Annotated in this window: 23 protein-coding genes and 2 riboswitches; of the genes, 16 read left to right on the top strand and 7 right to left on the bottom strand. The window is 51.1% G+C overall.

Features of this window, described 5'->3' with window-relative positions; all coding sequences use genetic code 11:
- Positions 1–9 precede the first annotated feature (9 nt).
- The 4 genes from AAH450_RS02170 to AAH450_RS02155 all read left to right on the top strand — a co-directional run bounded on the left by AAH450_RS02170 (position 10) and on the right by AAH450_RS02155 (position 4719).
- Complete coding sequence (locus tag AAH450_RS02170) at positions 10–1020, top strand: Zn-dependent oxidoreductase (RefSeq protein ID WP_342908701.1); 1011 nt, start codon at positions 10–12, stop codon at positions 1018–1020.
- 69 nt (positions 1021–1089) lie between these two features.
- Positions 1090–2373, top strand: a complete 1284-nt coding sequence (locus tag AAH450_RS02165) for an MFS transporter (RefSeq protein WP_342908700.1) — start codon at positions 1090–1092, stop codon at positions 2371–2373.
- Between the two features lie 47 nt (positions 2374–2420).
- On the top strand, positions 2421–3884 hold the full coding sequence (locus AAH450_RS02160) for a mannitol dehydrogenase family protein (protein WP_342908699.1): 1464 nt from the start codon (positions 2421–2423) through the stop codon (positions 3882–3884).
- Positions 3885–4029: 145 nt separating this feature from the next.
- Positions 4030–4719, top strand: a complete 690-nt coding sequence (locus AAH450_RS02155; protein ID WP_342908698.1) for a GntR family transcriptional regulator — start codon at positions 4030–4032, stop codon at positions 4717–4719.
- Here AAH450_RS02155 and AAH450_RS02150 read toward each other — a convergent pair.
- From AAH450_RS02150 to thiM, 3 genes are all read right to left on the bottom strand, one after another.
- A complete protein-coding gene (locus AAH450_RS02150) occupies positions 4714–6759 on the bottom strand; it encodes an FUSC family protein (RefSeq protein ID WP_342908697.1) in 2046 nt (681 codons plus the stop codon). The genes AAH450_RS02155 and AAH450_RS02150 overlap by 6 nt on opposite strands.
- Positions 6760–6937: 178 nt before the next feature.
- Positions 6938–7738, bottom strand: coding sequence for a bifunctional hydroxymethylpyrimidine kinase/phosphomethylpyrimidine kinase (thiD, locus tag AAH450_RS02145; protein WP_342908696.1), 801 nt, complete (start codon positions 7736–7738; stop codon positions 6938–6940).
- On the bottom strand, positions 7735–8520 hold the full coding sequence (thiM, locus tag AAH450_RS02140) for a hydroxyethylthiazole kinase (protein ID WP_342908695.1): 786 nt from the start codon (positions 8518–8520) through the stop codon (positions 7735–7737). Before thiM ends, thiD begins: the two co-directional genes overlap by 4 nt.
- Positions 8521–8555: 35 nt before the next feature.
- Positions 8556–8652, bottom strand: a riboswitch (TPP riboswitch).
- A 713-nt stretch (positions 8653–9365) separates the two neighbouring features.
- Between thiM and AAH450_RS02135 the strand changes: the two genes are divergently transcribed.
- The 5 genes from AAH450_RS02135 to AAH450_RS02115 all read left to right on the top strand — a co-directional run bounded on the left by AAH450_RS02135 (position 9366) and on the right by AAH450_RS02115 (position 14280).
- Positions 9366–10139: a hypothetical protein gene (locus AAH450_RS02135; protein ID WP_342908694.1), complete on the top strand. Its 774-nt coding sequence runs from the start codon at positions 9366–9368 to the stop codon at positions 10137–10139.
- Positions 10140–10149: 10 nt separating this feature from the next.
- Entirely contained in the window at positions 10150–10506 is a 357-nt protein-coding gene (locus AAH450_RS02130; RefSeq protein WP_342908693.1) for a hypothetical protein, read from the top strand.
- A 164-nt stretch (positions 10507–10670) separates the two neighbouring features.
- Positions 10671–11381: a hypothetical protein gene (locus AAH450_RS02125; protein WP_342908692.1), complete on the top strand. Its 711-nt coding sequence runs from the start codon at positions 10671–10673 to the stop codon at positions 11379–11381.
- Positions 11382–11391: 10 nt separating this feature from the next.
- On the top strand, positions 11392–12801 hold the full coding sequence (locus AAH450_RS02120) for a PAAR domain-containing protein (protein ID WP_342908691.1): 1410 nt from the start codon (positions 11392–11394) through the stop codon (positions 12799–12801).
- Positions 12802–13546: 745 nt separating this feature from the next.
- A riboswitch (TPP riboswitch) is annotated at positions 13547–13648 on the bottom strand.
- A gap of 380 nt (positions 13649–14028) precedes the next feature.
- Positions 14029–14280: a hypothetical protein gene (locus AAH450_RS02115; RefSeq protein ID WP_342908690.1), complete on the top strand. Its 252-nt coding sequence runs from the start codon at positions 14029–14031 to the stop codon at positions 14278–14280.
- Positions 14281–14478: 198 nt separating this feature from the next.
- Here AAH450_RS02115 and AAH450_RS02110 read toward each other — a convergent pair whose 3' ends face one another.
- The 3 genes from AAH450_RS02110 to AAH450_RS02100 are packed head-to-tail and all read right to left on the bottom strand — an operon-like array spanning position 14479 to position 15771.
- Positions 14479–14964, bottom strand: coding sequence for an Hcp family type VI secretion system effector (locus tag AAH450_RS02110; RefSeq protein ID WP_342908689.1), 486 nt, complete (start codon positions 14962–14964; stop codon positions 14479–14481).
- Positions 14965–14986: 22 nt separating this feature from the next.
- Positions 14987–15313 (bottom strand): DUF1493 family protein, encoded by a 327-nt coding sequence (locus AAH450_RS02105; RefSeq protein ID WP_342908688.1) that lies wholly within the window; start codon positions 15311–15313, stop codon positions 14987–14989.
- Complete coding sequence (locus tag AAH450_RS02100) at positions 15307–15771, bottom strand: STM2901 family protein (RefSeq protein ID WP_342908687.1); 465 nt, start codon at positions 15769–15771, stop codon at positions 15307–15309. The genes AAH450_RS02105 and AAH450_RS02100 overlap by 7 nt, the downstream gene beginning before the upstream one ends.
- A 396-nt stretch (positions 15772–16167) precedes the next feature.
- Between AAH450_RS02100 and AAH450_RS02095 the strand changes: the two genes are divergently transcribed.
- Both AAH450_RS02095 and AAH450_RS02090 read left to right on the top strand, forming a co-directional pair.
- Complete coding sequence (locus tag AAH450_RS02095; RefSeq protein WP_318790935.1) at positions 16168–16416, top strand: hypothetical protein; 249 nt, start codon at positions 16168–16170, stop codon at positions 16414–16416.
- Between the two features lie 4 nt (positions 16417–16420).
- Entirely contained in the window at positions 16421–16843 is a 423-nt protein-coding gene (locus AAH450_RS02090) for a GNAT family N-acetyltransferase (RefSeq protein ID WP_342908686.1), read from the top strand.
- Positions 16844–16994: 151 nt separating this feature from the next.
- Here the strand turns inward: AAH450_RS02090 and apbC are convergent, their stop codons facing one another.
- Positions 16995–18107 (bottom strand): iron-sulfur cluster carrier protein ApbC, encoded by a 1113-nt coding sequence (gene apbC / locus AAH450_RS02085; RefSeq protein ID WP_342908685.1) that lies wholly within the window; start codon positions 18105–18107, stop codon positions 16995–16997.
- A 171-nt stretch (positions 18108–18278) separates the two neighbouring features.
- Here apbC and metG point away from each other — a divergent pair, with 171 nt between their 5' ends.
- The 5 genes from metG to AAH450_RS02060 all read left to right on the top strand — a co-directional run bounded on the left by metG (position 18279) and on the right by AAH450_RS02060 (position 24529).
- Positions 18279–20345: a methionine--tRNA ligase gene (gene metG, locus AAH450_RS02080; RefSeq protein WP_342908684.1), complete on the top strand. Its 2067-nt coding sequence runs from the start codon at positions 18279–18281 to the stop codon at positions 20343–20345.
- 225 nt (positions 20346–20570) lie between these two features.
- Positions 20571–20966, top strand: a complete 396-nt coding sequence (locus AAH450_RS02075) for a CidA/LrgA family protein (protein ID WP_342908683.1) — start codon at positions 20571–20573, stop codon at positions 20964–20966.
- On the top strand, positions 20959–21651 hold the full coding sequence (locus AAH450_RS02070; RefSeq protein WP_342908682.1) for a CidB/LrgB family autolysis modulator: 693 nt from the start codon (positions 20959–20961) through the stop codon (positions 21649–21651). Before AAH450_RS02075 ends, AAH450_RS02070 begins: the two co-directional genes overlap by 8 nt.
- Before the next feature lie 127 nt (positions 21652–21778).
- Positions 21779–22663: a cytidine deaminase gene (gene cdd / locus AAH450_RS02065; protein ID WP_342908681.1), complete on the top strand. Its 885-nt coding sequence runs from the start codon at positions 21779–21781 to the stop codon at positions 22661–22663.
- A 168-nt stretch (positions 22664–22831) separates the two neighbouring features.
- Positions 22832–24529 carry an NAD-dependent malic enzyme gene (locus tag AAH450_RS02060; RefSeq protein ID WP_342908680.1) on the top strand — a complete coding sequence of 566 codons (1698 nt, stop codon included), beginning with the start codon at positions 22832–22834 and terminating at the stop codon, positions 24527–24529.
- Positions 24530–24568 lie beyond the last annotated feature (39 nt).

Raw genomic sequence — 24568 nt, 5'->3', positions numbered from 1 at the left:
GAGAAGAAGATGAAAAGTGTAGTTATTGAACGTCCGGGTGAGCTTCAGGTCCGGGAGCGTCCGGCGCTTACCCCAGCAGCGGGCGAAGTCAGGGTCAAAGTTCAGTACGCCAGCATCTGCGGATCGGACGTCCATATCTGGCATGGCCATAACCCTTTTGCCCGTTATCCACGGGTAATCGGCCATGAATTCTTTGGCCGAATTGATGCTGTAGGGGAAGGCGTGGACGCTTCCCGTGTGGGTGAGCGCGTGGCGGTTGATCCCGTCGTCAGCTGCGGCCACTGCTACCCCTGCTCTATCGGACGCCCCAATGTCTGTAGCGAACTCCAGGTTATCGGCGTTCATCGCGATGGCGGATTCAGCCAATACGCGGTAGCTCCGGCGGCAAATGCTTATTGTCTGCCTGAAAGCATTCCGGACAAGCTGGCAAGCCTGGTCGAACCCTTTACTATTGCAGCCAATATCACCGCCTTTCTTAAGCCGCAGCCCAACGACGTAGCGCTGATTTACGGTGCCGGTCCGATGGGCTTAACCGCGATACAGGTGCTGAAAGGCGTCTATAACGTACGCAAAGTTATTGTCGCTGACCGCCTGCCAGAGCGCCTGGAGATGGCGCAGGCAAACGGTGCTGATGTGGTGCTGAATAACAGTGATATTCCGCTGGCTGCCCAGCTGGCTGGTGAACAGCCTACGCTGATTATTGATGCCGCCTGTCATCCTTCCATCCTCTCTGAAGCTGCGGCACTGGCTTCGCCTGCCGGACGCATCGGCCTGCTGGGCTTTTCTGGCGAGGCCTGTACGCTGACGCAACAAAGCCTGACCAGTAAAGAGCTGTCGTTATTTACCTCCCGTCTTAACAGCCACCGCTTCCCTGAAGTGATTGGCTGGATGGAGCAGGGCCTTATTCAACCTGAGAAGCTGGTAACCCACTATCTGCCGCTCAGCGAGATCGAGCAGGCGATGACGCTGTTCGAAAAAGATCCACGAAGCTGCTGTAAAGTCATCTTAGCCGTGGAATAACCTGGGGCTTGCCGGAAGGAAATCGGCAAGAGTTATCCTACTTATTATAAAGATAATCAAGGAATTACAATGTTCAAAAACCTACGTTGGACTATCGTACTTCTGCTGTTCATGGTCTACATGATCAATTACCTCGATCGTGTCGCCCTGTCACTCACCGTGCCGATGATTGAAAAAGACCTGATGCTGAACGCCGAGCAGTTTGGCCTGATCTTTGGCAGCTTCTTCTTCGGCTATGCTATTTTCAACTTCCTTGGCGGCCTGGCGACGGACAAATTTGGTCCGACGCTGGTGATGGGCATTGCCGTGGGCATGTGGTCGCTGTTTTGCGGTCTGACCGCAGTCGCCACCGGCTTCTGGTCCATGCTTATCCTGCGCGTGCTCTTTGGTATGGCGGAAGGCCCGATTTGCGCCTCTGCCAACAAAGCCATTAACGGCTGGTTCCCCAAGAAACAGGCCGCCACGGCGATGGGCTTCCTGAGTGCCGGTTCACCTCTTGGCGGCGCGGTAGCTGGCCCGATTATCGGTTACCTGGCCCTGGCTTTTGGCTGGCGTCCGGCGTTTGTGATCATCTGTTCCGTGGGCATCGTCTGGATGGTGGTCTGGTTCCTTATTGCTGCCGATAACCCGCTGAAAAGCCGCCGTGTCAGTGAAGAAGAGCGCGCTCTGGTCGCGAAACTGAAAGAAGAGCAGACCACCCCGGATGAAGAGCTTGCTCAGGCCGCTCACGGACTGGGTTATTATCTGCGTCAGCCAATTATTCTGGTCACCGCTTTCGCCTTCTTCTGCTACAACTACATTCTGTTCTTCTTCCTGAGCTGGTTCCCGGCTTACCTGGTGCAGGCGCACAACCTCGATATTAAATCGATGAGCATAACCACCATGATCCCGTGGATTGTCGGCTTCATTGGCCTGGCGCTGGGCGGCTGGATCTCCGATAAAATCTTCAATATCACCGGCAGACTGCTGCTCTCACGTAAAATTGTGCTGGTAGTCTCGCTCTTTGCCGCCGCCATCTGCGTTGCGCTGGCTGGTTCGGTGAAAGGGGTTTATCCGGCCGTGATCCTGATGTCTGTCTCGATCTTCTTCCTCTATATCACCGGAGCAATCTACTGGGCGATTATTCAGGATGTGGTGCATAAAAGCCGCGTGGGTGGGATCAGCGGATTCATCCATCTCATTGGTAGCCTCTCCGGCATCGTTGGCCCTGTCGTTACCGGTTATATCGTTCATCATACGGGTAAATTTGACAGCGCCTTTGTTCTGGCAGGCTGCGTGGCTGCGGTTGGCGCGCTGCTGGTGTTCTTTGTTATCAAAAGCCCAAAAGCACAAAATAAAGCTGTTTCAGTGTGACATAGCGGCGGGCGCTCAGGCGCTCGCCACAAAAGAAAGGACATTTCATGCTTTCATTTGACCATCTTTCCCCGGATGTCGTGCTGCCCGATTACGATCGTGAGGCGCTACGGGTCCGTATGGTACATATCGGTTTTGGTGCTTTTCATCGCGCCCATCAGGCGGTCTGCACTGACAGGCTGGCCAGCGAACAAGGCAGCGACTGGGGCTATTGCGAGGTTAACCTTAACAGCGGCGAACTGATTCAGGCGCTGAAAGAGCAGAATGGCTGTTACACCGTGGCGGAAATGGCTGACAACGAAATGGCGCTGCGGGTTATTGGCGTCGTGAAGCAGGCGCTGCATGGCAAATCAGATGGCATTGAGGCCGTCATTGAAGCGCTGGCGCAACCCGATGTGGCTATCGTCTCTATGACCGTTACGGAGAAGGGCTACTGCTATGAACCCTCCAGCGGCAAGCTGGATCTCTCGCACCCTTCAATTGTGCATGACATTGCTCACCCCGAAGCGCCCCACTCTCTGCCCGGTATTATTCTTGCGGGTATTCTCCGCCGTCGTGAACGCCAGTTAGCCCCTTTCAGCGTGATGTCCTGCGACAATATGCCGGAAAACGGTCAGGTTACCCGTAATGTGGTTCTTGGCCTGGCGGAGAAACAGAGTAGCGAACTGGCGCAGTGGATCTCTGCCAACGTCACCTTCCCTTCCACCATGGTAGACCGCATTGTGCCGGCAATGACTGCTGAAACGCATGCTGCCTTGCGGGAAAAACTGGGCTGTGACGATCCGGTCAGCGTAGTGTGTGAGCCGTTCCTGCAATGGGTAATTGAGGACAATTTTGTCAGTGGTCGTCCGCAATGGGAAAAAGCGGGCGCAGAACTGGTCAGCAACGTGCTGCCCTTTGAAGAGATGAAGTTACGCATGCTGAACGGCAGCCACTCATTTCTGGCCTATCTGGGCAATCTGGCAGGTTATGAGCATATCAGCGACTGTATGGCCGACCCCTCGTTTCGTCAGGCGGCGCTGCAATTGATGCTGGATGAACAGGCGCCCACTCTGCATACCACCGGCGTAGACCTGGCGGCCTATGCCCATTCGCTGATCGCCCGTTATGAAAACCTGGCGATTAAACACCGCACGGCGCAGATTGCCAACGACGGGTCGCAAAAACTGCCTCAGCGCTGGCTGGACAGCATTCGCTGGCATCTGTTGCACGGCGGCAGCTATGATCTGCTGGCGTTAGGCGTGGCGGGCTGGATGCGTTATGTCAGCGGTGTGAATGAACAGGGCAAACCTGTTGAAATTCGCGACCCGATGAGCGAGCAGCTGGCTCAGCGCGTGGCCGAAACGCCAGAAGGCGAAGCTCGTGTTGCCGCGCTGCTCTCTCTAAAGGCGGTCTTTGGCGACGATTTGCCTGCTGAACCGGCATTCGTTGCTAAAGTGAACCACTTCTCCAAACTTCTGCGGGAAAAAGGGGCAAAAGAGACAGTAAAACTTGCCCTGGCTTCAGCTTGAGTGAATAAGCGCTGGCGAACAGTCAGCGCCCTGTTTAGACTTAGACTTTCAGATAAGGGCATCCGCCCCTGGCTTACCCCTTAAGTGGCAGGAAAAGTGGTTGTTTATGCCCTGCGCCTGAAGGGATCTATAGGGATATATTTGAATGTCTGTAGCTTACATTATTACCGCCAGCGAACCGGTAAATCAGCAAATCTATCGGTTTTTGCGCCAGGACATTGTGACATGTGCGATCCCGCCAGGCTCACTGCTGTCTGAAAAAGAAGTCTCTACCCGATTCAGCGTTTCCCGCCAGCCGGTGCGGGAGGCGTTTATCAAGCTTGCGGAAGCGGGACTGGTACAGGTTCTACCGCAGCGCGGCACCTTTGTGCGCAAAATTTCTGCAAAGCGAGTGGCCGATGGACGTTTTATCCGGGAAGCGGTAGAAGTCTCTGTTATCCGCCGCGCCGCGCTGGAAGCCACAGCCGAATCCCACTCTCAGCTTGAACACAACCTTAAGTTGCAGAAGATGGCTGCCGACAGACATGACAGTCAGGCTTTTTTGCTGCTGGATGATGAGTTTCATCGCCTGATAGCGCAAAGCATCCATTGTGAGCTGGCCTGGGAAACCGTCGAAAATATCAAAGCGGCCATGGATCGCGTGCGCTTCCTGACGTTAAGCAAGGTCTCCCCGCCAGAAAGCCTGATTGAACAGCACTATGAGATTTATCATGCGCTGGTTGCCAGAGATGTGGATGGCGCAGAACAAGCCCTTCGCCGCCATCTACAGGAGATGATCTTCTCTATCACGCCTATCGCTGAACAGAACAGCGAGTGGTTTGAGAAACCGCTATAACGCTGGCCATCTCTGAATGGGATAGAGCGCCATACGAATGTTAAACAGATAAAACAGCGGCCTGAACAGCGCCATATCGGAACGACACAGCTCCTCAGTCCTGATAAGAAGTTTATTCAACTCCGCCAGTAACGAGGCTGGCGGCTCCAGCCGACTGTTCTTCAGCCGCAGTTTCAGATACTGATTGATCCCGAACATCACCCCATCGGTATCCAGCCGGTGCTCTTTAATAACTTCCTGATGACGGGCATAAAAATCATAGCAGTTCACCCCCAGCCAGATTTCCGTGATCAGGTTGCCGCCCAGCGCTACCCCTGGCGTCGGGTCAATTTTATTCCGCGGCAAAATAATGTTGATCTTATCAATCTGGCTGGCGACGAAGTGCTGGCGCGCCAGCAGAGAAGAAGCATTGATTTTGATCTCACTGGTAAACTGAAGTAGCTCTTTTACGCCTTTTCTTAACACCCTTCTCGCGGTCCAGGCGGGTCTTTTGTTGCGAATAATCGCCGTGACTATCACCGCCAGCAAAATCCCCACTATGGTGGAGATTGACGCGTTAATAATCGACAGCAGGTCAGGCTTGAGGTGATGTGTCATGCCGATAAAACCGGGGATCTGGGTGGAAATGATCAGCCCGATAAAATTGGTTGAGGGATTGGCAATCACCAGTCCCAGCGCCAGTAAACCGGGTGCCAGGCAGATAATCAGCGACTCAAAGCTTACGGTCATCGGGATCAGCAGTCCCACGTAGAGGATACTGATGACGATAGCGATCAGTACACCTTTAAGGAAGACTTTCATCGGGGCTACCGGACTGTCGAGCGAGGCGAAAAACGAGCAGACCACGGCAGCAATCATCGGCGTTGATGCGCCATCCTTCCAGCCCGTACCAATCCAGAACAGGCAGCCAAGCAGGGTCGCCGCGAAAGCGGTAAATGCGGAGAGCAGGATAAGCCCCTTGTCCGCATGTTGTCTGATCAGTTTCTGGCTGCCGCGCTGCTTTTGCCGGCCCAGCTGGCTGACGCGCTCTTTGGCACTGAAATAGGAGTCAGAAATGCGGATAAAATTGAGCAACCGCTCCAGCAGTCCGGTCAGCAGCAGGCTCTCTTCTGCGTTCATTTCACCGCTGCCGTAGAGAGATTTGATTTTATCCTGTGCCCCGGCAATCTCTTGCTCAATGACCACCGCCTGCCCACTCTGTTCAGGGCTGTTCAGCCAGACCAGGAAGTGGCTGAAGGTTTCGGCAATAAACTCAGGGAACTGAATACCCTGCTCTGCCAGCAGGCTCAGCCGCTTTTCAATCGCCGTCAGCGTAGGGATCAGGTAAGAGAGATGTTGATACTGCGCCCCCACCAGCCGGATCAGTTTTCTGGCTGAGTCACCTTCATAGACGCAGTGGGTGATCAAGGCTTCAACGGCGAGGGGGTAATTAGCCATCTGTACCAGAATCTGGTCGCGCTCCGGCGAGCCAGATTTAGACCCGACGGTCAGCAGCTCATTACAGACGCTTTTCGCGCTTTCAAACCAGTTACTGACGCTGTTCTCCAGAAGTGAACGCATCCGTACCGGAAACACCAGCATATGCATCAGGCTGCTACAGATGATCGCTACGGTTATCTCCTCAATACGGGAAATCATGGTATAGGTAATGGAGAGCGGCGTAGTGACGTCAGCAAAGCCCATTATCGCCGCGCTGTAACCTGCCAGCATAAAGACGTAGCTTTTGGGCGTGCGGTCATGAAGGGAGAGCCAGAGGCAGCAGGCAACCCACAAGGAGACGCTGAGACTGAAAAGCACCGGATGGGTGACGGTGACAGGATAGATCAGAAAAATAAAGATGCCGCCCAGCACCGTGCCCAGAAAGCGGAACAGCGCTTTTGACAGGGTGGAAGCAGAATAGAGCTGGGAAATAACATAAACCGAGACCATGGCCCAGGCCGGTTTATCAAGATTCAGTTCCAGGGCGATATATAAGGCAAAAAACGCGGCAATGCAGGTTTTAACGGCGAACAGGATCGCATTTTTCGATAACCACTTCATCTCTGCTTCAGGGCTCGTGAATGTCAAAAAACCTATTTTATCCTGTTCAGCCTGAAACAGGCGCTTTTCACCGGCCGATAGTTTGTAACAAAATAATCACATAGCGGGAAAATTCGCCCGCTATGTGACTGAACCCTGTGCCTCTTTTGAAAGCCTTCGCAGAACCGGGCTGAGTCCGTTACCACCAGCGGTGAAAATGGTGCACCGGGCCAATGCCTTTACCCACTTCCAGCGAGTCGGCCTGTTCTAACGCGCCCTGTAACCAGCTTTTCGCCTCCTGCACTGTAGTCGCCCAGTTACCGTGCCGTGGTATAAGCGCCGCCAGCGCTGCCGACAGAGTACAGCCTGTGCCGTGGGTATGTTTAGTGGCTACGCGGGGCGCAGTAAAACGCAGCTCTTGCTGACGCGTAAAGAGCCAGTCCGGGCTTTCCTCATTGCTGAGATGGCCCCCTTTCATCAGCACGGCTTTGCAGCCCAGCGCCAGTAAGGCCCTGCCCTGCTGCCGCATCTCCTCTTCCGTTTGCGCCGGGTCACACTCCAGCAGGGCGGCGGCTTCGGGCAGATTGGGCGTGATCAGTGAAACCTGAGGCAGCAGGATCTCCCGGAGCGTACTCACCGCCTGGGAAGAGAGCAGAGGATCGCCACTTTTTGCCAGCATCACCGTATCCAGCACAATCCAGGGCACGGCAGCTGACTTCAGGCCTGCGGCCACCGCCTCAACGATATCGCCTTCCGCCAGCATACCGATTTTCACGCTGTCGATGCGGACATCACTCAGCACAGAGGTAAGCTGAGCAGCGACAAAATCTGGCTCGATGCGGTAGACCGACTGCACGCCCTGCGTATTCTGCGCCACCAGCGCAGTGATCACGCTGGTACCGTAGACGCCAAGTGCCGAAAAGGTTTTCAGGTCGGCCTGAATGCCTGCGCCGCCACTCGGATCGGTGCCTGCTATGGTTAAGGCATTGATGCGCTTCATGCCTGCACCTCCAGACTGTAGAGCTGGTCGAGGAACAGAGGAACAAAACTGCCAGGCCCGCTGGCGGCACTCGCTGCCCGCTCTCCCGCCAGGCTCATCACCCGGCAGGCACTGGCAACGTGCACCAACCTGTCGCCAGGCAGTGCCGTGAAGCCAGCCACCACGGCTGAAAGGGCGCAGCCGGTTCCCACCACACGCGTCATCAGTGCTGAACCGCCGGGGATCGCCATCACGTGTGCGCCATCGGTAACATAATCCGTTTCGCCTGTCACCGCGACGATCGCGCCCGTAGACAAAGCGAGCAGCGAAGCCGCTTCCAGCGCTGCGGAGGAGTGATGAAGGCTGTCTACCCCGCGTCCTGTCACCGCCTGCCTTGCCAGAGCCATGATTTCAGAGGCGTTACCCCGAATGGCCGCAGGCCGGTACTCCAGCAGTTGCTGGCAGAAGTCGCTACGAAACGTCAGCGCCCCGACGGCTACCGGGTCCAGCGTCCAGGGGCGCTGCGCCTGGCCTGCCGCTTTCACTGCCGCCAGCATGGCGTGGCTTCGGGAGTGGGTCAGCGTCCCCACATTTATCAGCACCGCATCCGCAATGGCGCTGAACTGTTCTGCTTCTTGAGGATCGATCACCATCGCCGGTGATGCGCCCAGCGCCAGCAGAACATTGGCAGTAAAGGTTTGCACCACATCGTTGGTGAGGCAGTGGATCAGGTGCGATTTTTCGCGGAAAAGATCGAGAGAGGCGACGGCGTCTGCCGCCGTGAAGGTGTGAGGTTGGATCATAATAAAGCTCCCAACCGGCGATCAAGAAGGCGATGCGGTCAGGCATCTGACTTCCCTACGCTGGCATTATCCAGATCAGGTTCGACGGGTTTTTCTCAGCCTTCACAAAGAAGGGCACCCCGAGTCATGTAGATTACATTTCTTTATCAATTAGTAGGTTAAGCCAAGTCACGTGCTGATACAAGATTGATCTTATGAATATTACATTTTCACGCTGTACTGAGTACTTGATAGCTATCTAATTGTTATATATAGATAAAGCAATTAAGCAGTACCCGACAAGCGAGTACTGTTCGCTGAATTTACTTCTTCCGCTGCGTTCCCTGCGTTCCCTGCGGTAACTGGCAGAGAGAAGCAAATCGCTTTTTTACACCTGTCATTAGTACATAACCCCTTATTATTCGAGTGCTTACATAATTTCTGTATAGCTCCACTCACAGACATAATCGTACTGCACAGAGCGGAGCGAAACCCGATCCGATCAATCCCCCTATGTTGGGGTTTCCGACAAAACGCACAGGAAGCCCCAGTAGTCGATTCCATCTAAAAACAGTACTTCCTCTAATCATAAGCGACAAAAGCCCTCCAAAGGCTCTTTAAGTGCCTTTAAGCGGCATTCTGTGCCTGTTCTCCTGATTCTGGTTCAGTACTGAAAGAGTACTGATCGTTTTCACCTATTGATTTAGCGAGGATTAATAGCCATTAATAGATTATATCGATTGATATTCATTTATTGATCGTTTTAATCGATCATTTGGGGTGTGCATGGTATCCTTTCTGCCTGCAAATAATTGCTTTAAGTGCATGTTATTTGGTCTTAAACTATGTACAGGAGATACAGAACAGTGAAGAAAGTCGCAGTATTGGGAGGTTATGCAATTTGGGGAATATTCCTTTGCCTGGCAGCACTGGAAAAATTTGGTGATATTTTTGCCGCTGGTACTGGTTTTTGGTCAGTAGTGATGCTTTTGATTGCCGGAATTTGCCAGCTTGGGGCGGGTATTATCGCTATAGGCTGGGCAGTACTGACATTTGGAACCCTGAAAGCGAAGTACTTACCTTACAAATTTATTAATCATTATACGATCCCGGTACTGATAGTACTGCTCGCTATTGTCGCAAGTATTGCCAGATCTTCGAGCGATGAATCCAGAGCCGAAAAATTGGGTTTTAAGGACGGTAAAGAGTTTGCCATTGCTCGTGAAAATAATATTACAAATATTGCTGATTATGCCAAATTTGCAGAAGAGCAAAGAATTAAAGCAGAAGAAAAGGCGGCTCAAGATGCAGTACTTGCAGCAGAGAAAGAACAAAAGGAAAAACAAGAAAAGGCTAAATGTTTTGAAGATGCTTATTGCTACGCATCGAAACATGAGGGTGGGGATTATGCGTGTAAGATTGCAGTCGAAAAGTCAGTACGATATCAATTTAAATGGACTGATGGAATTACTCAACCTAAGTTCTCTTCATATGGTTGGTATGACAAAAACAGGAAGTTATTCACTCTCTACGGACATCGGGCACAGGCTCAAAATGGTTTTGGTGCATTTAAAAACGTGGAGTACTCCTGTACGTTCAATGCTAATACTGGCGAAGTTTTAAGTGTCAATATTCAATAAGGGAATGAAAGTGAAAAAATATTCAATTGCAGTACTTCTACTATGTGCTTCAATTAAATCATTCGCTGTGACTCCTGCTGGAAAAATAGAGAAGCCTTTTGTTGTTAATAATGAAGTGATTTGTCTGAAAGAAATTCAGAAACAAATTACCCCCTATCTTAAGTCATTTGAACAAGAAGGAGGGGTTAAATACAAGTACATTGTTAAATCAGGGTTATCGTATAAAGATACTGTAGGGCTTAGGCTACAGATCAATCGGGCGGATTCAGGGCTGAATGTGCATGTTGCCGATCTCGATTACTACTGGCTACAGGAACGGGGCAGCATGTGCGAACCAGCGTACATGGTACTTGACCGTTCTCAGTGAATACGGTGTCAATTAAGGTCGCGAAAGCGGCCTTTTTTGTAATTAATTGATATTAATATTATTTTTTTTCGATTTTCTTAGCTCTGCGTTTCAAAATCTGTACATAACCATATCAAGCATGTGACAATGTACGCCTAAAAAAACAGCAACAGTAAAGGGATTTTATGAGCGAAAAGATTTATTTCTATTCGTCATCAGCAAACAATTACATCAGTCCAACTTCGCTTTGGTCAGTTGCTCGTACCTCGATAAATGCTGATGGTGTTCACTGGTTAGAAACTCAGTGGGTTGGCGGGAGTGACGTTCAGGGAATGGCCTTGTACACATCGGTACTTGATGCGGCAATTGCTGCGGAAGTTCTAAATCAAGGGAGCAGTACGCCAGACTGGCAGATCTACCCCTTCGCTGATTTAAACATCACTGAAATGATGATTTCAATGAAAGCCAGAAAAGCAGAGTACTGCATTATGCTGGTTTTTGGGTTTTCAATCGATGATTTCAGAAGTGTTGTTTGTAATTCAACGCTTTACCGTAGTCTGCAATTCCCTGAATCCTTTACGATTAGTGTTGATTTAGATCCTGTATCTAATAAAGCAGTACTTAAATTTGACGAGATCCTTTTCGAGGGGATGAATGACTACTGGCATGAAGAATTTGCTAACTACTGCGAGTCTATAGAACGTCAGAATTCTCTCCCCTTGGATCTCATCAAAGAGTATGCCCGTACTGCTGTATCAACGGCACTTGTCACCACAACACCGATGATCAGCCCGTCAACACAATACTTTGTATCCACTTATTCCATTGAGAAACAAATTTGGATTGTATCTTCCCTTCAGGTAAATGGTTCAAAACCCGCTAATAAACTTCATTAAGGATAATTCTATGGCTACTGGTCATTTTCTTCGTATTGGTGATAAGACAACATGCGGCGGTACTATTCTTTCTGGTTCGCCAAATCATAGCTTTGGTGGGGTTGCGACCGCGAGAAACGGTGATTCTGTATCATGTGGTAAAGATGGCAAAAAATACCATATTGCAGGTGGTATCCCCGATTACTGGATTCATGGCGTCGCAGCAGCAGGTACTTTGCATAGCCGCAGCACATGTCCCTGTAGAGCAAGATTCATTTCATCATTTCCAAACGCTTCGTATTGGGTTGAAGAAGCAAAACCAGTTAAAGCTTCTCCAGTAGCTGCCCCGTTGATTGCTGCCGCTCCTCCTCCTAAACCTGCAAAAGTTGCAGAGCCTGAACAACATGCACAAGCCGCTAAAAAGAAGGTAGAAGCAAAACGCGAACCAGTAGATCCTGGCTTCTGTGTACTTCCTTACGGTGCTGAAACTGGAGCCTATGAAAGATATCTGTTCGAAAGTGAACCGCCAGCAGGAACACGCGAACTTTATCGCTCTCTTAACGGGGCAGGTAAGGAATACAAAGCAGGTTCTATTCTGCTGGTTGTTGATCCTGAAAAACAGGACAGTGATCAAATCGCACATATGCAGGCTGCAAAACAACGTATTGATACAGCATTAGAACCGCTTACACATAAAGAAGCCAATTTCTTACATAACCACTATGCAACAATAGCTAACTTTAGCAACATCGCCGATAAAGGAATTGGCCTTGCTGCCGAACCTGTCGGGAAGTATTTCGAAAATATAGAGAAGATCCTGAAAGAAATTCAGGAAACATACAAAAATACTTACATGACCAGAGGGGCTTTAATTGGCGAGCAGTTCCATGTAAAACGTGCTCAACTATTCAATGAACTTGAACGTGTACTTAAAGTCGCTTTCCTTAATAAAGGTATGAAACTCGGTGAGTACAGCAACTTAAAAAGTGCACTTGGTCTATCAACTAAATCGATAACTCATAAATGGAATGAGACAGGAATAAGTGATATTGATGGTTATGCTACCCATTTAGAACGAGCTGCAAAATATGTAACAGCTATGCGATATGTTGGTTATGTAGGAATTGGATTTAGTGCTCTGCATTCAATCAATGAAATTAATGAGGCTTGCTCTGTTGGTCGTGAAGATGAATGTACCAAAAAGAAATACACCGAAGTTGGTAGCTTTTCTGGTGGCATAATTGGAAGCATCGGAGGCGGAGCAATAGGCACAGGTATATGCACTGTAGTATTAGGTGCTTTGACAATAGAAGCCGCTGGGGCTGGTGCATTAGCTTGTGGTGTAGTTCTTGGTACTGGTGCAGGTTATGTAGGCGGTGAATTCCTATCGGATCAAGGTGAAAATCTCGGTGAACTTATTTATAAAACGGTAGGTGAATAGTGGGCATCCTATCTGCGACATCAACACTATTGTGTATAGTCTTCGGATTTATCGCAATCGGGTATTCTGTTCTAAAAAACAAACAACATCTTTTGTTGTGCGATACTTTTAAAGAACGATTCGGTTATGTACCAGCAGGAATAATTCTTGCACAAGCAGGTGGGATATTCTTAACCTTTCAGAAAGATTTTTATTTCATCTTCCCATTCGTATTTAAAAAGGGGAGTTTTCCGGTCAGAAATATGGATTCTGATCATTATGATTTCATCAAAGGTTTACCCAATGAAAAGGTATCATGGCTAAAAATTAAGTTTACTTTGTTTTTATTAATGGTTGTTTTATTTTTTTTTACTATCATAACTTCTCTCCTCTCTATCTAAGCATTGTTTATAAAGCCGCTTATGCGGCTTTTCTTGTACATGAATACGAGAGCGATTAGGTTACTCGCCTTTAGCTCAAAAAATAATCAAAGCCCAAGCCACTCATTTTCTGACAAAAAAGTTAAAGGGATCGTTTACTCAGATAAAAGTACAATCATTTTTAATCTGGCTGAATTAAAATCTCGTTCGCCTTATCAGGCTCAACCCCTCCGACAAAATGTCATGAACTCAGATATCGCTATCGGATTTTCCACTAACCCGACATCGACTAAAAAATGCACGATTAAAAATCTCTTTTGGGTACGCTCTTTTTGTACCTTAGATGCATTACACACGGACAAAAATAAATGTAAACTCATGAATAATAATCAGAATCTTGGCAACCTACGCTGGCATTATCCAGTTCAGGTTCGACGGGTTTTTCTCAGCCTTTTCTTTGAAAAGAAACGGCACCCCGAGTCATACTCTTAAGCCAGCAGCATAGGGAAGTGACACTGGCAAAGCAAGCTCGCCTGATTGCATCGCCTTCCTGATTGCTGGAAAAATTAACCCCCGTTTACCCTGCCATGCCCCCTCCTTTGCTCTTATTTATGACCTCACAAAGGGATGATCCAACAGGCATTAAAAAATCCACAAAGCGAGCCAACTTTCCAGATAACGTTTTGTTTAGTTGCCTTAATTCAGCAAAAAAATTCAGTTAAACCCGCTGTAAATTTATACATTTCAGACGAAAAATCTTTGCCTTATATTGATTAAAAAACTAGCATTACCCCTACATATAGCGTTTACCGAAGGATATCGGCACTATATGGATAAATTTCCACCAGCTCTAAAAAGGAGTTTTACGATGAGCAACAATACAAAAAAAACCAGTAGCGACCTGGCTTCAGTGGCTGCTAAAACACTCCATGACCCAAACGCCTCTGCTATACAAAAAGCGCTTGCAGGTTCTGCGCTGTCACAGGCTGGATCCAGCAACCAGACCAGTGGCGCTATGGAACATCTCGCATCTGCTGCGCTTAAAAATCCGAAATCTGCTCCGTTAACAAAACAGCTTGCTGCCAGTGTTCTTGCACAAGCCAACAAAGAGCGTAAATGATTTTCAGGCGGGGTAACCCGCCTTATTTAATTCCGGAAGCCTCTGCTGTGATGAGAATGGCCTCATGTGGTTTATGAAGACGTTATTAACATCGGGATGCACTTAAACGGAAAACAAGTCAGCTCTACTGGTGCAAGGTTGCCCGCACAAGATATATCGCTATCTTCAGGTTCTTTCCCATTACCTTTATGGCTTCCATTAAACCGTTGGCCGCTCGTTCCAGGCATCATGCACTAACAGATTGCCATCTTTGTACAAATGGGTGATTTTTTCATAATTCAGCGCCACCTCTTCCATATGACCTGTTCCCGGACAGCCTCGCGTATCGTGCATCACAGGGCTGACAGAAATCACTTTCACACTCTCCAGCGTAATCCGGTAATACTCCACTTCCTGCCCTGCGTCATTGATATGGTAGAAGCGAAATTCAGCAGATTTGAGCATCTGACCCGTTGCAGCAGCTTTAAAAAGATAAGGAGAGGCGCTATCCAGCTCCTTGGTAAACTGGAACGGCGAATGCTGACGAGGGCCGGTGATTTTCCCGGTCATTGGATCTGTAGGGAGGGTTAAACTGTGATGTAAACTTCGTAGCTCAATGCTTCCCTCACGGTCTGCAACATCGCAAGAACCACGAATAATCGCACCGCCGTCATCGGTCAAAAATAAGTGTACTGGCACAGCCATTGATTAAGCTCCTTGCTTATTATTAGTCGTACAGCCATTTCCCCGCTTTTGCTGATTCGATTAGCATACCGATAGTGAAATCAGGGACGAGGATGGGTTCTCTCTTTTTGAAAAAATTCCATGTAAAAGGAATATCGGGGTAGTAAGTTTCGATCTTGAAATTTCCTCGTTGGACATTGAATTTCTCAAAGAAATCATTCATCAGATCTTCAGCTTCAAGTTCATCAATACTTAAATCGGTATCAAGATCGGTTTCAGGGTTTAATTGCACCTTCTTAAAGTTGAACAGGTATGTACCAGCGTAAGGCCGTACATGCTCGTAAACTCGCTGCTCGATACTCTCTACCATAATTTATCACTCTCTCTTGCTATGAGGTTGTAGTCTCGAATAGTGCGGTAGGTGATTTGCGAAACATCAGAAGCAAGAATAATCATACCAATCCCAGGAATCGAGCGTCCTACGAAAGGAGCAATATTGCGAACCATTACACGGTTGGCAGTCCAGGGTGTATAACCACCCAACCAAGTAGGAAGGGAAATACCAAAAGGAAATTTGGCCTTTTTAAACACCATTCGCGCGGCCTTTGAAGCGTAAGAAGTCCCCTTTGTAGCATTGGCAAATTTTCCTCTGGTGCCTAAATTATTTCTCCCCGATACAATGGCTACTACCGCCCCAAAATCGGCCATGCCGCTCCCAAATTGACTAGCTGTATTTTCACAGAAAATCATAAACAGAAGCTGTGCAGCGCTCAGGTTAGACTTACCCGCATAGAAGTATGTTCCATTTAGTTCCTCTACAGTATCCACCTTGTAATCCCTTTCATTCCATGTGGAAACAGAACTATAGCGGCGAATAAATGCAGCGTCTACAAATTAACTTTCTGGCTTTGCTTTTCAGAAGATTATTATATTTTTATAGAAAAAGAATATGGACTGATAATTAAAACAGGCGTAACGGTTATTACTGATAATTGTTACTTTATTATCAAGGTCAATAATATTTAATTCTGCACTCATCAATCAAAATAAGCACATACGGGCTTCGTATGCTTATTTTTTCCTGACGAAAAACGATAGGTGGGAGAAATTGCTTACCGCGACTCCCCTCCGCCATTACCCTGAAGCCTCACCTTTGGCGAAAGCCTGACAATACGTTACTCTTAGCCCATTCCTGTCACAGTAAAGATCGCAACGCGTAGGATTATGACCAGACCGCTTAATGAACAGTACGGCATCAGCGTGGAAGCGCTGAAGATGCTGCAATACCTTAAACAGATTGCCCGTGGGGATCGCGGTTTCTCTATCCTCGATACCACGCTGAATCACCGCTGCAACGTTACGCCGCCAGATAACTTCAAGCTGCTGGATCAGCTTTTTGAAGCGGGGAAAATTGACTATGACTACCGTGGCACCGGCCTGGATGGTGAGCGCCACGTAAAGCCAGTGTGGTGAGCAGATGAAGATACGTCCCTTTACGGAAGCCGACCGCCCTTTCCTGCGCACGCTGTTTCTTGCGTCACGCAAGGCGAACTGGCACTGGCTGGATGAAAGCGAATGGCAGCTGGAAGATTTTGACCGTGCGACCCTGGGGGAACGCATTCTGGTGGCTGAAGATAACGGGCACCGTACCGGTTTCGCTGCCGTGCTGCCCAACGACAACTTTCTGCACAGCCTGTTTGTTGATCCGGAGTGGCAAGGCAAGGGCGTGGGGCGGCTGCTTTTGCAAGCCGTGCAAAACGACTTTACTTCTACCGGCGCACTGAAATGTATGAAGGCCAACACGCTGGCGGTTGCCTTTTATCAGCATCATGGCTGGGAGGTGGTTTCGGATGGCGAGAGCGAGCATGGCGAATACTGGCTGATGCACTACGTGCTGTAAGCTAAGGCTGGATGCTGGCCGTTCCGCAAATTCAGCCAGGAGTTCTGGCGCAGAGAGTCACTGCCATTTGCCAAAGATATCAGGGGCAGGCATCCGCTTCCGCCCCTGAATTTCCCTGTCGGGATCTGGCAAAACTACCGTGATAAAAAGATTACACCGCGCGGAAGGCGATATCGTCCGGGATCACTTCACCCTGCCAGTATAGTTGTGCCGCTACAGCGCCCGCCAGCTGACGGTAGAGAGCGGTAATCTCACTCTCCGGACGGCGCACCACCGTAGGCTGACCATCATCCAAATCTTCACGCAGCGTGATATCCAGCGGAAGCTGGCTGAGCAGCCGGGTATGATACTGTTCCGCCAGCTTCTCCGCGCCGCCGCTGCCAAAAATAGCTTCGTGATGCCCACAGTTGCTACAGATATGCATGCTCATGTTTTCCACCACGCCCAGCACTGGCACATTAACTTTCTCAAACATCACGATGCCTTTGCGGGCATCAGCCAGCGCAATATCCTGGGGTGTGGTGACCACAATAGCACCAGTGACCGGCACGTTTTGCGCCAGCGTCAGCTGGATATCCCCCGTACCCGGCGGCATATCCAGCACCAGGTAGTCGAGATCGGGCCACAGGGTTTCATTCAGCAGCTGCATCAGCGCCTTGCTGGCCATCGGCCCTCGCCAGACCATGGCGTTATCCTCGGTAACCAGATAGCCGATGGAGTTGGTTGCCAGGCCATGCGACATAATGGGGGCCATATGCGTGCCATCGGGCGAAGTGGGACGCTCATCGCGCGATCCCAGCATGTCCGGAATTGAGGGGCCGTAAATATCGGCGTCCAGCAGCCCCACTTTTGCCCCCTCTGCCACCAGCGCCAGCGCCATATTCACCGCCGTGCTGGACTTACCCACCCCGCCTTTGCCGGAGCTGACGGCGATAATGTTCTTCACGCCGCTGGTGCCGGGATGATTTTTCACCCTCTTCAGCGTGGCGATGTCGTGACTCAGCCGCCAGCTGATAGCTGTCGCTTCCGTCAGACGCAGCAGTTCCGCGCTGGCCGCTTCCTTCAGCGCTTCAAACCCGCTGTGCCAGGCAAACGGCATGACCAGGTCAATGTGCAGAGTATTATCCATCAGCGCGCAGTGATGCATCGCCTTCAGCGTGGTCAGATTATGCTGCAACGTCGGATGTTCAAAAGTGGTCAGAACGCCCATCACCATCGCCCGCAGCGCTTCCGGTGAATGGTGACCCTGGGAGTGTAAGCTCATCCCGGCTCCTTGTTTTTGTGATGGATCTTATCAACAAGCATACCAGATGTGGCTGTAGGTAAAGGCGACGGACGTTAAAAAACGCCAGCGCGACAGCGGGAATGTTTACGCAGCCACAACACTCGGTTACCATCTATGCCCCCTTTTAAAACAGGTATGGCAAGTTTTCCTATGACTCAAGTCGCGAAAAAAATATTGGTAACGTGCGCTCTGCCGTACGCCAACGGTTCCATTCATCTCGGCCACATGCTCGAGCATATTCAGGCAGATATTTGGGTCCGTTACCAGCGAATGCGCGGCAATCAGGTTTACTTCATCTGTGCGGACGATGCGCACGGTACGCCAATTATGCTGAAGGCTCAGCAGTTGGGTATTGCTCCCGAGCAGATGATTGCCGAGATGAGTCAGGAACATCAGACCGATTTTGCCGGTTTTGATATCAGCTACGACAACTATCACTCCACGCACAGCGATGAGAACCGTGAGCTGTCTGAGCTTATCTATACCCGTCTTAAAGAGAACGGTTTCATAAAGAACCGCACCATCTCTCAGCTGTACGATCCGGAAAAAGGGATGTTCCTGCCGGACCGTTTTGTGAAAGGCACCTGCCCGAAATGCAAATCGCCCGATCAGTATGGCGATAACTGCGAAGTCTGCGGCGCAACCTACAGCCCGACTGAGCTGATCAATCCGCAGTCGGTGGTTTCTGGCGCCACGCCGGAGATGCGTGACTCTGAGCACTTCTTCTTTGATCTGCCGGAGTTCAGCGAAATGCTGAAGGCCTGGACCCGCTCCGGCGCGCTTCAGGAGCAGGTAGCGAATAAAATGCAGGAGTGGTTCGAATCTGGCCTGCAACAGTGGGATATCTCCCGCGATGCGCCCTACTTCGGCTTTGAAATTCCTGGTGCGCCGGGCAAATATTTCTACGTCTGGCTGGATGCGCCTATCGGCTATATGGGATCGTTCAAGAACCTGTGTGACAAGCGCGGCGATATCGATTTTGATGCTTTCTGGCAGAAAGATTCGGATGCCGATCTCTACCACTTTATCGGCAAAGACATCGTCTATTTCCACAGCCTGTTCTGGCCAGCGATGCTGGAAGGCAGCAACTTCCGTAAGCCAACCAACCTCTTTGTGCATGGCTATGTCACGGTGAACGGCGCCAAGATGTCCAAGTCTCGCGGCACCTTCATTAAAGCCAGCACCTGGTTGCAGCATCTGGATGCGGACAGCCTGCGCTACTACTACGCGGCCAAGCTCTCTTCACGCATTGATGACATCGACCTTAATCTGGAAGATTTCGTCCAGCGCGTGAACGCCGATATCGTGAATAAAGTGGTGAATCTGGCCTCTCGTAACGCCGGTTTTATCAACAAGCGTTTTGATGGCAAGCTCTCTGCGGAACTGGCCGACCCGGCACTCTATAAAACCTTTACCGATGCGGCAGCAAGCATTGGCGAAGCCTGGAGCAGCCGCGAGTTCAGCCGCGCCATACGTGAAATCATGGCGCTGGCCGACGTGGCGAACCGCTATGTTGACGAGCAGGCTCCGTGGGTGGTGGCGAAGCAGGAGGGCCGTGAGGCTGATCTACAGGCTATCTGCTCAATGGGCATTAACATGTTCCGCGTGCTGATGACCTGGCTGAAACCTGTGCTGCCTTCGCTGACTGAACGGACAGAAGCGTTCCTGAATGCAGAGCTGAGCTGGGAGGGTATTCAGCAGCCGCTGCTGGACCACAACATCTCCGCCTTTAAAGCGCTCTACAGCCGCATTGAGATGGATAAGGTCAACGCCCTGATCGAAGCGTCAAAAGAAGATGCGGCAGCGGCGACCCCGCCTGCGGCCGTTACGACGGCTAAAGCGAGCAGCAAACCTGCGGCCAGCGCCCCTGTAGAATCCGTGGCTGATACCATCAACTTTGATGATTTCGCCAAAGTGGATATGCGTGTGGCGCTGATCAAAACGGCTGAGCTGGTGGAAGGATCTGACAAGCTGCTGCGTCTGGTGCTGGATATGGGTGGCGACGAAACGCGTCAGATCTTCTCCGGTATCCGGGCCGCCTATCCGGACCCTTCCGTACTGGAAGGCCGCATGACGGTGGTGGTGGCAAACCTCGCGCCGCGTAAGATGCGCTTTGGCGTCTCGGAAGGCATGGTGCTCTCAGCCGGTCCTGGCGGAAAAGATCTCTTTATCCTGGGTGCCGACAGCGGTGCTCAGCCAGGGATGCAGGTTAAATAACCGCTTAACACTGCGCAGTTAAAACACGCAAAGGGGTGAATAATTTCACCCCTTTTTAATTGCTTATTCCCTTCTGCCTGAAAAGAGTTACAGAACCCCTTCCTGACCCAATACGCTGCCCCCAGAGCAGCCGTTCCGGACAACTCATCAGCCTGCACTCTGTGACCCGTAGCACGTTTTCTCGTTTCGTCGTATGATTAACGTTCTTAAAACCAGGAGTTTATCATGCGCAGCGTGCTCTCCGTGGGCGGACAATATCTTCGCGCCTTCCTTATTCTTTATCTCTGTCTCTATGCCGGGACTGGCGTAGCAGCCCTGCTTCCGGTGATTATTCCTGGCAGCATACTGGGCATGCTTATCCTGTTCGGCTTACTCGCTTTACAAATCCTGCCTGTTGACTGGGTGAAACCCGGAAGCACCCTGCTGATCCGCTATATGGGGCTGCTGTTTGTGCCGATCAGCGTCGGGATTATGAGCTATACCGACATTCTCAGCGCGCAGTTTGGCCCGATTGTGGTCTCCTGCGTCCTGAGCACCTTTATTGTGCTGATCACCGTTGGGCTGGCCTCCCACAAATTGCACAGCCGCCCGCTGAAAAAGCCAGGAGCTGCGGATGAGTGATATCTGGTGGTCGCTGCCGCTGACGGTGGTGGTGTTTTTTGCGGCTCGCATGCTGGCCGCAAAAGTTAAGATCTCGCTGGTCAATCCCTTGCTGGTGTCGATGGCGGTAATTATCCCGCTGCTGCTGCTTATCCAGATGCCTTACACGCGCTATTTCCAGGGGAGTTCCCTGCTTAATCAGCTTCTTCAGCCTTCTGTGGTAGCGCTGGCAATTCCCCTTTACGAACAGATGCATCAAATCCGCGCGCGCTGGAAAGCGATCATCGGCGTCTGCTTTATGGGCAGTATCACGGCGATGGTCTCCGGTACAGCCATTGCGCTCTGGATGGGAGCCACGCCGCAGATAGCCGCCACGCTGATGCCGAAATCCGTGACCACGCCAATTGCCATGGCTGTCTCCGGCACGCTGGGAGGCATTCCTGCTATCAGTGCCATCTGTGTGCTGATTGCGGGTGTGCTGGCCGCAGTATTTGGCCACATGGTCCTCAACCTGCTGAAAATCAGCGGCAAGCCGTCACGGGGTTTAGCTATCGGTAACGCTTCCCACGCTCTGGGCACCGCCCGCTGTGCAGAACTGGATTATCAGGAAGGGGCTTACAGCTCGCTGGCGCTGGTGATCTGCGGGATTATTACTTCTCTGCTGGCCCCCTTTATGTTTCCGTTGCTGATGCACCTCTGGGGTTAAAATTTGCGATGGATCGCGCAATTTGCAATTCACTTTCATAAATTGCATTGCTTGTGTGATTTCAATCACATATAACTCTTCGGGTGCCCGCTACACTCAGCGGCCGTTTATGTGAAAGAGGCCTATTATGCACCCACGTTTTCACGCTGCGTTTGCCACGCTGCCTTCAGCTCTGCAAACCGCTCTGCAACCCGTTCTCTCTTCAGCCGATTTTCAGGCTTTCCTGACACCGATGCAGATTGCCGATATCAAATCCCAGACCGGGCTTGATGACCAGCAACTGGCGTTTTCCCTGCTGCCGCTGGCTGCGGCCTGCGCCGTAGCGCCGCTGTCGAATTTTAATGTGGGAGCAGTGGCCAGAGGCACCAGCGGCCATCTCTATTTTGGCGCAAATATGGAGTTCGTTAGCGCCACCATGCAGCAAACCGTGCATGCCGAGCAGAGCGCCGTGACCCATGCCTGGCTGCGCGGCGAGAAGGCGCTGGAAGCCATTACCGTGAATTACACGCCATGCGGCCACTGCCGCCAGTTTATGAATGAACTCAACAGCGGCACGGCGCTTGGCATCAATCTGCCCGGACGTGAACCTGCCACGCTGGCAGATTACCTGCCGGATGCTTTCGGCCCCCGTGACCTGGCTATCAAAACGCTGCTGATGGATGAGATCGATCACGGTTTAGTGATTAAAGGCGATCCGCTGTCTCAGGCCGCCCTGGAGGCTGCCAGCCGAAGCCATGCCCCTTATACCCAGGCCTGGAGCGGCGTGGCGTTACAGGCCGCCGACGGCACCATTTTTGCCGGTCGCTATGCGGAAAATGCCGCCTTTAACCCCAGCCTGCCGCCGTTACAGGCCGCGCTGAATTTGCTCAGTCTGTCGGGACATGATGTGTTTCAGATCCAGCGCGCCGTGCTGGCAGAAGCACCGGATGCTAAAGTTATTCAGCGACAGGCGACGCTGGCAACGCTTCAGGCGCTGGGCTGCGCCAATGTCACCACCATTCCTCTGGTCTGAAGCCTTCTTAAGCTGGTGACTTTATGATGCAGGCCTCGCCTGCGTCTCTCCGCAAATATTGAATAAAAACCGTTCCTTTTGTTAACTCCCGTTAACAAAAGCTGTACTTTCAGACTAAATATTTTAGGATTGGCGCACAACGTCACGATCCGAATGAGTATTGATTACATGGAACTCGAATACGAAAGTAAACGACCGCTGTATATCCCTTATGCCGGCCCTATTTTGCTGGAATTCCCCCTGTTAAATAAGGGCAGCGCCTTCTCTGTTGAAGAGCGTAATGAATTCAACCTGCGTGGCCTGCTGCCGGAAACGGTAGAGACAATTGAAGAGCAGGCTCAACGCGCCTGGCGTCAGTTCCAGGACTTCAAAAACGATAACGATAAACACGTCTACCTGCGCAATATTCAGGACACCAACGAAACCCTGTTCTACCGGCTGCTGGATAATCATCTTGAAGAGATGATGCCCATTATTTATACGCCAACCGTGGGCGCAGCCTGTGAGCACTTCTCGGAAATTTATCGTCGTGCCCGTGGCGTATTTATCTCTTATCCGAACCGCGACAACATTGAAGATATGTTGCAAAACGCCACCAAACAGAACGTGAAGGTGATTGTGGTCACCGACGGTGAGCGGATCCTGGGTCTGGGTGACCAGGGTATCGGCGGCATGGGTATCCCAATCGGCAAGCTTTCGCTCTATACCGCCTGTGGCGGTATCAGCCCTGCCTATACGCTGCCGATCGTGCTGGATGTGGGTACCAATAACCAGCAGTTGCTGAACGATCCGCTCTATATGGGCTGGCGTCATCCGCGCATTACCGGCGAAGAGTACGACAACTTCGTGCATGAATTTATCCTGGCCGTGAAAAGCCGCTGGCCAAACGTCGTGTTGCAGTTTGAGGACTTCGCGCAGAAAAACGCGATGCCGATCCTGGAGCGCTATCGCGATGAAGTGTGCTGCTTTAATGATGATATTCAGGGCACCGCAGCGGTCACGCTGGGTACGCTGATTGCCGCCAGCCGTGCAGCTGGCAGCAAAATGAGTGAGCAGAAAGTGGTGTTCCTTGGCGCCGGTTCTGCGGGCTGCGGCATCGCTGAGCAGATTATCGCCCAGATGAAGTCTGAAGGGCTGAGCGATGATGAAGCACGCGCACGCGTCTTTATGGTCGACCGCTTTGGCCTGCTGACCGACAAGCTGCCAAACCTGCTTAACTTCCAGAGCAAGCTGGTGCAGAAAAGCGAGAATCTGGCTGACTGGCAAACCGGGTCAGACGCCATTTCGCTGCTGGATGTGGTGCGAAACGCCCGTCCGGATATTCTGATTGGCGTCTCCGGCCAGCCTGGCCTGTTCAGTGAAGAGATCATCCGCGAGATGCATAAACACTGTCCGCGCCCTATCGTGATGCCGCTCTCCAACCCTACCTCGCGCGTTGAAGCGACTCCGCAGGATATCATGGCGTGGACTGACGGTGCGGCGCTGGTGGCTACCGGCAGCCCGTTCTCACCGGTGATGTGGAAAGAAAAAATCTACCCTATCGCGCAGTGCAACAACTCCTATATCTTCCCCGGCATCGGGCTGGGTGTGATCGCTTCTGGCGCCACGCGCATCACGGACAGCATGCTGATGGCGGCCAGCCGTGCGCTGGCAGACTGCTCGCCGCTGGTTAACGACGGCGTGGGTCCGGTGCTGCCGGAAGTGAAGGACATTCAGGGCGTGTCAAAAGTGATTGCTATGGCCGTCGGCAAGGCTGCACAGCTGGCTGGCGTGGCGGTGGTCACCTCTGAAGATGTGTTGTCTAAATCTATCTCTGCCAACTTCTGGCTGCCGCAGTACCGTAACTACCGCAGAACCTCTATCTGACGGTAAAGCCGGGTGCAAACCGTACCCGGCTCTCATCCT

The organism is Erwinia magellanica (assembly GCF_039023495.1).
In the GTDB taxonomy this organism is placed as follows: domain Bacteria; phylum Pseudomonadota; class Gammaproteobacteria; order Enterobacterales; family Enterobacteriaceae; genus Erwinia.
The sequence above is the reverse complement of the archived record's forward strand: the minus strand, read 5'-3'. Positions and strand labels throughout refer to the sequence as shown.

Coding starts and splice junctions, on each gene's coding strand:
- AAH450_RS02170 (WP_342908701.1), top strand. CDS start 10: ATGAAAAGTGTAGTTATTGAACGTCCGGGTGAGCTTCAGGTCCGGGAG.
- AAH450_RS02165 (WP_342908700.1), top strand. CDS start 1,090: ATGTTCAAAAACCTACGTTGGACTATCGTACTTCTGCTGTTCATGGTC.
- AAH450_RS02160 (WP_342908699.1), top strand. CDS start 2,421: ATGCTTTCATTTGACCATCTTTCCCCGGATGTCGTGCTGCCCGATTAC.
- AAH450_RS02155 (WP_342908698.1), top strand. CDS start 4,030: ATGTCTGTAGCTTACATTATTACCGCCAGCGAACCGGTAAATCAGCAA.
- AAH450_RS02150 (WP_342908697.1), bottom strand. CDS start 6,759: ATGAAGTGGTTATCGAAAAATGCGATCCTGTTCGCCGTTAAAACCTGC.
- thiD (WP_342908696.1), bottom strand. CDS start 7,738: ATGAAGCGCATCAATGCCTTAACCATAGCAGGCACCGATCCGAGTGGC.
- thiM (WP_342908695.1), bottom strand. CDS start 8,520: ATGATCCAACCTCACACCTTCACGGCGGCAGACGCCGTCGCCTCTCTC.
- AAH450_RS02125 (WP_342908692.1), top strand. CDS start 10,671: ATGAGCGAAAAGATTTATTTCTATTCGTCATCAGCAAACAATTACATC.
- AAH450_RS02120 (WP_342908691.1), top strand. CDS start 11,392: ATGGCTACTGGTCATTTTCTTCGTATTGGTGATAAGACAACATGCGGC.
- AAH450_RS02115 (WP_342908690.1), top strand. CDS start 14,029: ATGAGCAACAATACAAAAAAAACCAGTAGCGACCTGGCTTCAGTGGCT.
- AAH450_RS02110 (WP_342908689.1), bottom strand. CDS start 14,964: ATGGCTGTGCCAGTACACTTATTTTTGACCGATGACGGCGGTGCGATT.
- AAH450_RS02105 (WP_342908688.1), bottom strand. CDS start 15,313: ATGGTAGAGAGTATCGAGCAGCGAGTTTACGAGCATGTACGGCCTTAC.
- AAH450_RS02095 (WP_318790935.1), top strand. CDS start 16,168: ATGACCAGACCGCTTAATGAACAGTACGGCATCAGCGTGGAAGCGCTG.
- AAH450_RS02090 (WP_342908686.1), top strand. CDS start 16,421: ATGAAGATACGTCCCTTTACGGAAGCCGACCGCCCTTTCCTGCGCACG.
- apbC (WP_342908685.1), bottom strand. CDS start 18,107: ATGAGCTTACACTCCCAGGGTCACCATTCACCGGAAGCGCTGCGGGCG.
- metG (WP_342908684.1), top strand. CDS start 18,279: ATGACTCAAGTCGCGAAAAAAATATTGGTAACGTGCGCTCTGCCGTAC.
- AAH450_RS02075 (WP_342908683.1), top strand. CDS start 20,571: ATGCGCAGCGTGCTCTCCGTGGGCGGACAATATCTTCGCGCCTTCCTT.
- AAH450_RS02070 (WP_342908682.1), top strand. CDS start 20,959: ATGAGTGATATCTGGTGGTCGCTGCCGCTGACGGTGGTGGTGTTTTTT.
- cdd (WP_342908681.1), top strand. CDS start 21,779: ATGCACCCACGTTTTCACGCTGCGTTTGCCACGCTGCCTTCAGCTCTG.
- AAH450_RS02060 (WP_342908680.1), top strand. CDS start 22,832: ATGGAACTCGAATACGAAAGTAAACGACCGCTGTATATCCCTTATGCC.